Annotated in this window: 9 protein-coding genes and 1 pseudogene; 6 read left to right on the top strand and 4 right to left on the bottom strand. The window is 60.1% G+C overall.

The genetic code is table 11. The features are described 5' to 3' along the window. The 6 genes and pseudogenes from WP12_RS04100 to WP12_RS04075 all read left to right on the top strand — a co-directional run. Positions 1-1,881, top strand: a pseudogene (locus WP12_RS04100) (hypothetical protein); the annotation flags it as partial. Further along, positions 1,878-4,199, top strand: coding sequence for a hypothetical protein (locus WP12_RS04095; protein ID WP_046192492.1), 2,322 nt, complete (start codon positions 1,878-1,880; stop codon positions 4,197-4,199). The pseudogene WP12_RS04100 and the gene WP12_RS04095, both read left to right, overlap by 4 nt. Positions 4,200-4,289: 90 nt before the next feature. Then, the gene (locus tag WP12_RS04090) at positions 4,290-4,598 is read left to right on the top strand and encodes a hypothetical protein (protein ID WP_046192491.1); all 309 of its coding nucleotides are present in this window, start codon (positions 4,290-4,292) and stop codon (positions 4,596-4,598) included. Beyond that, a complete protein-coding gene (locus tag WP12_RS04085) occupies positions 4,595-5,014 on the top strand; it encodes an N-acetylmuramoyl-L-alanine amidase (RefSeq protein WP_046192490.1) in 420 nt (139 codons plus the stop codon). The genes WP12_RS04090 and WP12_RS04085 overlap by 4 nt, the downstream gene beginning before the upstream one ends. Continuing rightward, positions 5,011-5,250 carry a hypothetical protein gene (locus WP12_RS04080; protein ID WP_046192489.1) on the top strand — a complete coding sequence of 80 codons (240 nt, stop codon included), beginning with the start codon at positions 5,011-5,013 and terminating at the stop codon, positions 5,248-5,250. The genes WP12_RS04085 and WP12_RS04080 overlap by 4 nt, the downstream gene beginning before the upstream one ends. After that, positions 5,247-5,723, top strand: a complete 477-nt coding sequence (locus WP12_RS04075; protein WP_046192488.1) for a hypothetical protein — start codon at positions 5,247-5,249, stop codon at positions 5,721-5,723. The genes WP12_RS04080 and WP12_RS04075 overlap by 4 nt, the downstream gene beginning before the upstream one ends. 361 nt (positions 5,724-6,084) lie before the next feature. On the opposite strand, the gene WP12_RS04070 is transcribed toward WP12_RS04075, so the two are convergent. From WP12_RS04070 to WP12_RS04055, 4 genes are all read right to left on the bottom strand, one after another. Further along, complete coding sequence (locus WP12_RS04070; RefSeq protein WP_046192487.1) at positions 6,085-6,528, bottom strand: hypothetical protein; 444 nt, start codon at positions 6,526-6,528, stop codon at positions 6,085-6,087. Positions 6,529-6,537: 9 nt separating this feature from the next. Then, entirely contained in the window at positions 6,538-6,807 is a 270-nt protein-coding gene (locus WP12_RS04065) for a hypothetical protein (protein ID WP_052730198.1), read from the bottom strand. Beyond that, complete coding sequence (locus WP12_RS04060; RefSeq protein ID WP_046192486.1) at positions 6,800-7,180, bottom strand: hypothetical protein; 381 nt, start codon at positions 7,178-7,180, stop codon at positions 6,800-6,802. Before WP12_RS04060 ends, WP12_RS04065 begins: the two co-directional genes overlap by 8 nt. 188 nt (positions 7,181-7,368) lie before the next feature. After that, on the bottom strand, positions 7,369-7,755 hold the full coding sequence (locus WP12_RS04055) for a hypothetical protein (RefSeq protein ID WP_152663882.1): 387 nt from the start codon (positions 7,753-7,755) through the stop codon (positions 7,369-7,371). Between the last annotated feature and the right edge of the window lie 90 nt (positions 7,756-7,845).

Raw genomic sequence — 7,845 nt, 5'->3', positions numbered from 1 at the left:
GGGCTGGGTGGGGCCATGGCTTTGGAGCGCGGTGCGGCGCGACTTGGCCGTGGCGCTGCCCGCTCCGCTCCTGAAATCGCGCAGACGACGCCGCGCGAGGTGTTGATCGATACAGCGGGTGAACTGACCGAGGAAGGCCAGGAACTTGCGCTGCGCAATAAGATCGAGCCGCAGGAACTTCGGCAAGCCTATGACGCCCCGCCGAATGTCCGCCCGGCGAATGATGCCGCTGCGCCGGACGCTGCGGCGCGGGCAGTCAATGATGACTTGCCGACGCAGGCCGCGCCAGAAGCGCCCCCGCCACGAATCGAAGACGTTCCCCCGCCGCAGCCGGACGTTCCTCCACCGGCTGCGGCACCCGTTTCGCGTGCTGTCGATGACCTGACCGATATCCCCGCTGATGCTGCCGGGCGTGTTGCTCAGGCCTCCAGCGAAGACATCAGCTTGAGCCGTGGGCAGGCAACGCAGGATTTCGCAACGCAGGACGCCGAGCAGACACTCCGCGCGCAGGCGAGCGGTGAAGGCGAGCAGGCCCGCATATTCGCACAGCAACAGGCTGAGCAGGTCAAGGACGCTGCGACCCGCTTCCGTGCCACCTTCGATGATCCTGAGACAACGCCGCAGCAGCGCGGGGCGGTCGTCAAAGGGGCGCTGCGCGAACTTCGCGACCTCGGCAAGCAGGGCATCAGCACGCTTTATCGCGAAGCACGCGAACTTGGCTCTGATGCGGTCAAGATCGAGACAGCCGATATCGCCGACGCAGCCAAGCGGGCCTTGGTCGAGGCTGATATTCCCGACAGCGTGAAAGGCGTCATCCGGCAGGAAATGGCGCGCTATGGGCTGCTCGGCAAGGAGGCCGTTACGGCAGAGGATGGCCTCACCACCGTCAAGCTTAGTGATGGCCGCAAGGTGCAGTTCTATGGCCCGGTCGAGCAGCTGGGCCTCGATAATGCTGAAAACTTCCGGCAGGCGATTTCCGCGCAATACATGGCGGACGGCCCCCGCAAACTGTCGCAGCCGATCAAGTCGGCGATCGATGACGCGGTCGAGGCGGCTGTCGAGCGTGCTGCAACCACCGAAAAGGGCGATGTCGGCGCGAAGCTGAAAGAGGCTCGCGGGGCCGTCGTCGAGCAGAAGAAGAACTTCAACGCCAAAGATGTGGTTCAGAACCTCATCGATTGGAAGAAAGGCACTCGAACCGACGTCGTGATGGATGAAAACGCCATCAAGGCGATCTTCGCGGGCGACACAACCAACCTCTCCAAGGTCAAGGCAATCCTCCTGGCCAAGCCCACCACCGCGAGCAAAGCCGCATGGCGCGCGATCCAGGCACAGGGCGTTGCGCAGATCTTCGAAAAGGCGGTCCAGCGCAATGCTAATCTAGGCGGCGGCGCGATCGAAGCAATTTCAGGCGCTAAGTTGCGGACCGCGATCGAGCAGTTCGGCGGCTCTAAGAAGCTCCGCGTTCTGCTCGACGAGCCCGATTTCAATCGCCTGATGAAGCTCCAGCGCATCATTGGGGATGTCACGATCCCGATCAGCGGCACGACCAATCCCTCTGGCTCCGCGTTCAAGATGATGCGGTTCCTTGGTCCGGTCATGGCCAAGGTAGTGCCGTTCGGCGGCCAAGCCGCTGAGGCTGTTGCGGGCCTCGTTAAGCAGGGGCGCGAACTCGCACAATCGAAGGAAACACTGAAGGGTGTGACCGAATATAGCGCCGCAGAGGCCGCTCAGGACACCGCCAAGCAATTGCCCGGGCCGCCCGCAGCCAAGGCGGACGAGGCCGCGCGCCAGTTCATCGAAGACTTCATCAACATCGCCGGAAGTGAGCGACTGATCGCACCAATCATCGCCGCTGGAAACAGTGGGGACGATCAATGACCTTTTACTATTCCATGAGCAACCCGTACCCCCAGATCCTCAATCTGAATGGGACCGGTCTGAATGATGGCGATGTCTATATCGGTATGCCCGGTCAGGACCCGCAGGATTTTCCAAAAGATGTGTATTGGGATTATGCCCATACCGACCTTTCTGCTCAACCTCTAGAGACGAGCGGTGGTTATATCGTGCGCGAAGGCACGCCGGCCACCGTTTATCTGGACGGGCGCTATTCGATTCGCGTTCTCGACCGGAGCGGATCGGAGGTCTACTATCAGGCGGTAGTAAACGATCCAGTTTTCGAGATCGGCGAGCTTGTTGCCGAACTGGCAACCGACGCCGGAGCCGGCCTCATCGGCGCATCCCACGCCGAGCTCTACTCAACCTCCACCCTTGGCAACCGTTTCAAGCAGATGGTGTTCGTCACCGATCGCGTTGATCCTAACATAACCCCAGCCTCGACCACCCGCACTGCGGCGCAGAACACGGTCTCCATTCAGGCCGCGCTGGAATATGCCGAGAGCATTGGCGCGGATCTTGTTTTCTCGCCCGGCACATGGAAGCTGAAGCAGCTTTTCCGCACTGGCACGCTTCCAATAGCGATCAAGGGCTGGCAGGCCACGATCGAGCAATATCACGACGACGTGAACTCCATCACGGTCGGCGGCGCTGGCATGTACAAGGTATCTGCCGCATTCTTCATGAAGCGCGATTGCGGTCCGACCGAGATAACGGGCTTTACGTTCGCCACCAACGACGCATCTTTCCCTGCGCTTGATCCGAGTTTCAGCAGTTACTTCCCGTCGATCGGCGGCCAGTTCTGCGACGACCTCTATATCCACCACAACCGCTTTGAGGGCGGTAAGGACCGGGCACTGTTTGTCCAGGGCACGTCGAAGGGGTTGCGGTTTCACAGTAATGAGCTGGCTAACAACGGCTTCACGCTGCACGTCGGCTTCACGGGCAATGTCTATTTTTATGATGCGTCCAGCAACACGACGGACGTATATTCGCCACAAGCGCCGTCGATCTTCGATAATATTTTCGACGGCTATAGTTCGGCTCAAAGCCAGATATGCGCGCACCTGACCGGCTGCATCGATTTCTCGGTCGTCGGCAACCGCTTCTATAATATGTCGATAGGTGCGGCAGGCGCGTTGACCGTGCTTCAGTTCTACGCGAACGACTTCGGACCTCACGACGAAAATGGCACACCTCTCAGTGAGATTGTGGGGACCTGCTTCGACAACATCATTCGCGGCACGTTTACGATAGGGCTGAAGCTCGACGGCTATGGCCCCGGCTTGCAACCCGCCGCATGGACCGCGAACTACCGCTGGACCGTCCTTATCGATAAGGTGGATATCAGGGGCACCGGGCGCGGCTTCCACATTGAGCGCGCGCGCGGGTGGACGATGCGGAATGCTACCGTGATCACCTCCGATCACCCGTTTATCTACCAGCGCGAGCAGCATGATTATTTGGTTGATGGCTTCTACTTGGAGAATACCGGGGCTCCGACCTCATCGATCGCGATAAGCTTCAATCATTTTGCCGGATCGACGAATGGCGCGTGGGAAAACGGCAAGTTCGTCTCGTCGGCAAGCGCGCAGTACACGATCCGGGGCGACAATACATTCGCCGGACTGAAGATGAAAAACGTGACCATAGTCCATGGTGCCTCGGTTGCTGGTGCGCGCATGGTGCTACTCACCCTCAACGGTCCTGACAACGTGTTCGAGGATATCCGCTATGATATCCGAACCACCGTCGCCAGCGCGTTTCTTTGGGTACTCAACGGCAGTGCCCAGACGGCAGATCTGCTGTTTCGCGGTCATCAGATGGTCGGCAGCAGCGGGAGCGGGGCGACCACATTCCGCTACTGTAGCCTGGAGGGTTTTCGGACTGTGGCGATCGAATCGCCCAATCGTCTCGACGGAGCGGTCCTTGTGGAGGACGTGCTTGAAACCCGGATCTCTGGCCGGTTCGCGGCGGCTTCGGCTTCTGCGTCGAGCGCGATCAAGTGCGACAATACAGGGCTTGCCCAGCCAGCGGTTGTTTACCTGTCGGACGTGAACGCCTCGCAGGGTGCGCTCAATCTCCCCTGCGTCGATGTGGTCTCCAACAACGACGCGGCCAATAACACGCGGACGATCGCCAAGGGGATCATCGCCTCTGGTAACTCTACTGGTGTTCTGGTGCGCCAGCAGACGCAGGGCACGTTCAATTATCTCGGAGTTTTCATCACGAACGCAGGGGCGGGGGGCACGACGATCGGCGTGACCGGCTCGGTGGTAGCTACAAATATGGGGGTTTGACGCGATGTTGACCGAAATCGGCCTGGGTTTAGGGGTTCACCTTGGTTCACCCCCTCCTCCGCCACCGCCGCCACCGCCGGAGGAGTAGAGATGGCCGACTTGGGGGGTATCGATCTAACCGGCGCTGAAGGCGGCAAGCTGGCGGCGGCATTCGCGACAGGCTGCACCGCGACCTGGGTGTTTGTGCGCAATCTGGTGATGAGGCCGGCGATCAAGTCGTGCCATCAACGGATTGCCGATCTGGAGGCCGATCGAGAGCATGACAAGAAGCGGATTTCGGATCTCGAACTCGCCCTGTTCATGCATGGCAACGGTGCGATGCGCGCCGCGATGCAAGCGGCTGTGTCCGAGAACCATGTCGAGATTAATGCGCTGAAGCAGAAGGTGGGGGGCATATGATGCCTATTCGGTATTTGACTATCCACTGCGCCGCGACTCCCGAAGGCCGCGACGTAAAGCCCGACACGATTGCCCAATGGGACAGGGCGAAGTTCGGCCAAGAATCTTACCACCACATCGTCACGCTCGACGGGCACGACCATGTCCGCCTGCCCGACACAAAGCGCGGTGCACATACGGGCGGCGCTAACACCGGAAATATAGGTGTGTGCTACGTGGGAGGCATGTCGAAAGACATGAAAGCTCCCAAGGACACGCGCACCGAAGCGCAGAAGATCACGCTTCAGGCAATCGTTGCCGCCTATCGGGCTCGATACCCCGGCATCGTCATTCGCGGACACAATGAATGGCCGAAGGTCGCGAAGGCGTGCCCTTCCTTTTCCGTCAAGGCCGAGATCGCGAAGGGGCTGCTATGAACGGCTTGGTAAACATGCTGAAGGGCATCGGCGACGAGTTCGAGCTGGGCCGCATCTTGTGGGCAGTCGGCGTGCTGGCGATGATCATCTACCAGGGCGTCGCGATCTATCTCAACAAGCAGGCATTCAACGCCATCGAGTTCGGCGCGGGGTTCGGGTCGATCCTGATCGCTGGCGGGTTTGGCGTGGCAGCTAAGGATAAGGGCGTCGCCAAGGCGAAGGCCGAAACCCCATGATCCCGTTCGCCGCCCTCCCGCCGCTTCTAAGCCGCTATTGGCACTTCGCGGTCATTGGGGGCCTGTCCCTCGCGCTTGGCGTCCAGACGGCTCGCATAGCCTCTTTGAAGGCTGACATAGCCCAAGAGCGGGAAGCGGTCGCAAAGGAATATACCAAGGCGGCTGTCGGCGTCATCCTGAAGGAGCGCGCCGCCGCTCGCATCTCCGAAGAAAAGGCCCTGTCATATGAAAAGAGCATCGCTGATTTGCGGGCTGCTGCTGCTAAGCGCCTGCAAGCATACACCGGCAAGCCCACCGCTTTGCCCAGCGTTCCCGACGCCGCCTTCCGAGTTAATGAAAAAGCCTGCGGTGACGGATTTTCTATCACGTCTGCCAACGCCGTCGCCCTGATGCTGGCCGCCGACGAGAACACCCGTCAGCTCATGGATCTTCAGGATTGGCTTCGGGAGCAGGCGGCTGCGTCGAGGCTCTAACCCGCATCGCCTCCACGATCTTCTCCACGCCGGGCCTATGCTTCTCGCGCTTGTGGGCCTTACGATTGGCGTGGAAGATGCCGGCAATCAGCTCCTCCGGTCCTCTGGGGTCGTTGTCGTCTATCATGGGGCCTTTGGAGCGTAGGAAAGCCTACAGCGCAACCATCCATGATAAGCATCCATGGTAGCGCCGCTATCATGGATGGCAGCCCACAAACCTTGCGTGAATCCGGGGGAGGGGGTATAAGCGGGGTGTGATGCGGCGGCGTGGATGGACACGCACGGTTTAACGCCATGACCAAGCCGATAGATGTGATCAGTCGACAAGCACCGTAGTGAGAAGGTGTTTTGGCAGCCGGTATCAAGCCCGGCCCGCATCACTTTTATTTGCTGTCGCAGCTACGATGCTGCCACCCGTAATTGTGTCGAACCGGCTAGCGATCTTTACGGCTGTCTCAGCATCAGCGCCAGCAGCCATCGCCCCCATGGCGAACGATGCACCGGAGCCGATCGCAAAGGGAGCTTCAACGGCTGAAAAATAGCCGTCTCCCTCAACGACGAATACGGCACCATTCTCTAGAATGATCGCAGCGAAGTTGGCGCTGGTACGAAAAGCCTCGTCGCGATTGCCATTCATCCAAGCGCGAAAACGCTCACATGCGCTTGGATCTCCGGCGAACCCGAAGACACTTTCCCCTGCGCGGTGAACCTTGGTGTAGTTGAGCGATATCCTGACCTTCCCCTCGCCCATGCAGAGCAAGCCGTCACCCGCGAGAGTCGCGCCGTCAGTCGCTATGGTGGTCATAGAGCCCCTCTATCTCCCCTGCTCGGCGATGGCGTCGATCGCTGCACGCCATTCGTGTTCGAAATCCCGCCGTTCACGACCCCCATTGTCGCTGTAGTTCCATCTCTCCCCAGCAGCCTCGACCATCGCCTCACTCGGCTCACGCAGAGCCTTCACGACGGCCAGCACCTCGGGCACATAATCGCGCCACAGAGGCTTGCCGTCCATGGTCGCGTTGGGCGGGTTGCCGTCCAGTTCACATAGCGCCTTTGCCGCGCGCTCGATCGGTTCCTCAATCACCTACCATCTCCTTCGTCTCGGGGTGGGCTAGGGCTCTTAGGGCGGCGGCGGTTATTGCGTTCGGCCATGTTTTCGCGGCCACCGAGACTAGCCCGCTTTCCAGATACTCAGGGTTGTCCCGCAAGCTCAGCATGGCAAGAGCGTCACCGTTATCGGCGTCGCTCACCATTAGCATCCAGCCATCCAGCACAAGGGTCTTCGCCGCATCTATGCTGGCGGTGTAATCTGGGCAAAGGTCGTGATACAACTCCTTGGCGACATCTGCCGAGTAAAGGCCGTCGAGAGCGCTTTCTATAGCGGCGTCCAACTCCCGATCCGGCCCCGTCGCCTGCTCACACCTCTCAGCCAACGCCACCAGCTTCTCTCTATCCATGAGGGGTCTCCGGGGTTATGGCCGCTCGCACATCAGGCATGAGCCGGTCCGCAGCCGCAATAGCTTCAAGGCCACCGTAGCCCCTGCTGCGCAGATCTTGGATCAAGGTGTGCCGCGCCGAAGCCCATGCGCCGCATTCCGCCAGCGGCAACCTGCAATGATCGCAGATTTCGCGAGTGCCACTGTCTCTATCCATGTGGGGTCTCCTTGGGGGTGGGGGCAAGCTTCGCAGATCGGCGCTGCCTTCGTCTCTCAGCCTCAATGATGGCGGTCATATCGCCAGCCAGTGAGCCAGTCTTGCGCTTAGATCGCAGTTTGCCCCACGCCGTATAGACCTCTTCCATCGTGAGCGGCTTGCCAGCATCCGCGAATATGCCGAACAGGGTGTCGTCCAGATCGACCGGTCGTTTGCCGATACGGGGCGCGCGCCGCTTATCTGCCGCGCTCATTTCGAACAGATTCTTTCCCCAGGTGAAGTCCGAAGTTTTCAGGTTGCTGTCGCCAGAGGACCAGCAATTCTCCCGGCCACGGCGCGCCTTGGTGATAATACCTCGCTCTGCCATCTTGTTGAGCATTCGATTCATCGCCCCGTAAGTCCGGCATTCGCCGCAGAGATAATAGGGCGCAGCCTCTTGCCCGCATTGTGGGCACATGCCGTGGTCAAC

It is taken from the genome of Sphingomonas sp. SRS2, from assembly GCF_000971055.1.
Lineage (GTDB): Bacteria > Pseudomonadota > Alphaproteobacteria > Sphingomonadales > Sphingomonadaceae > Rhizorhabdus.
Note: the sequence above shows the minus strand (reverse complement) of the source record. Positions and strands in the feature narration are given on the sequence as shown.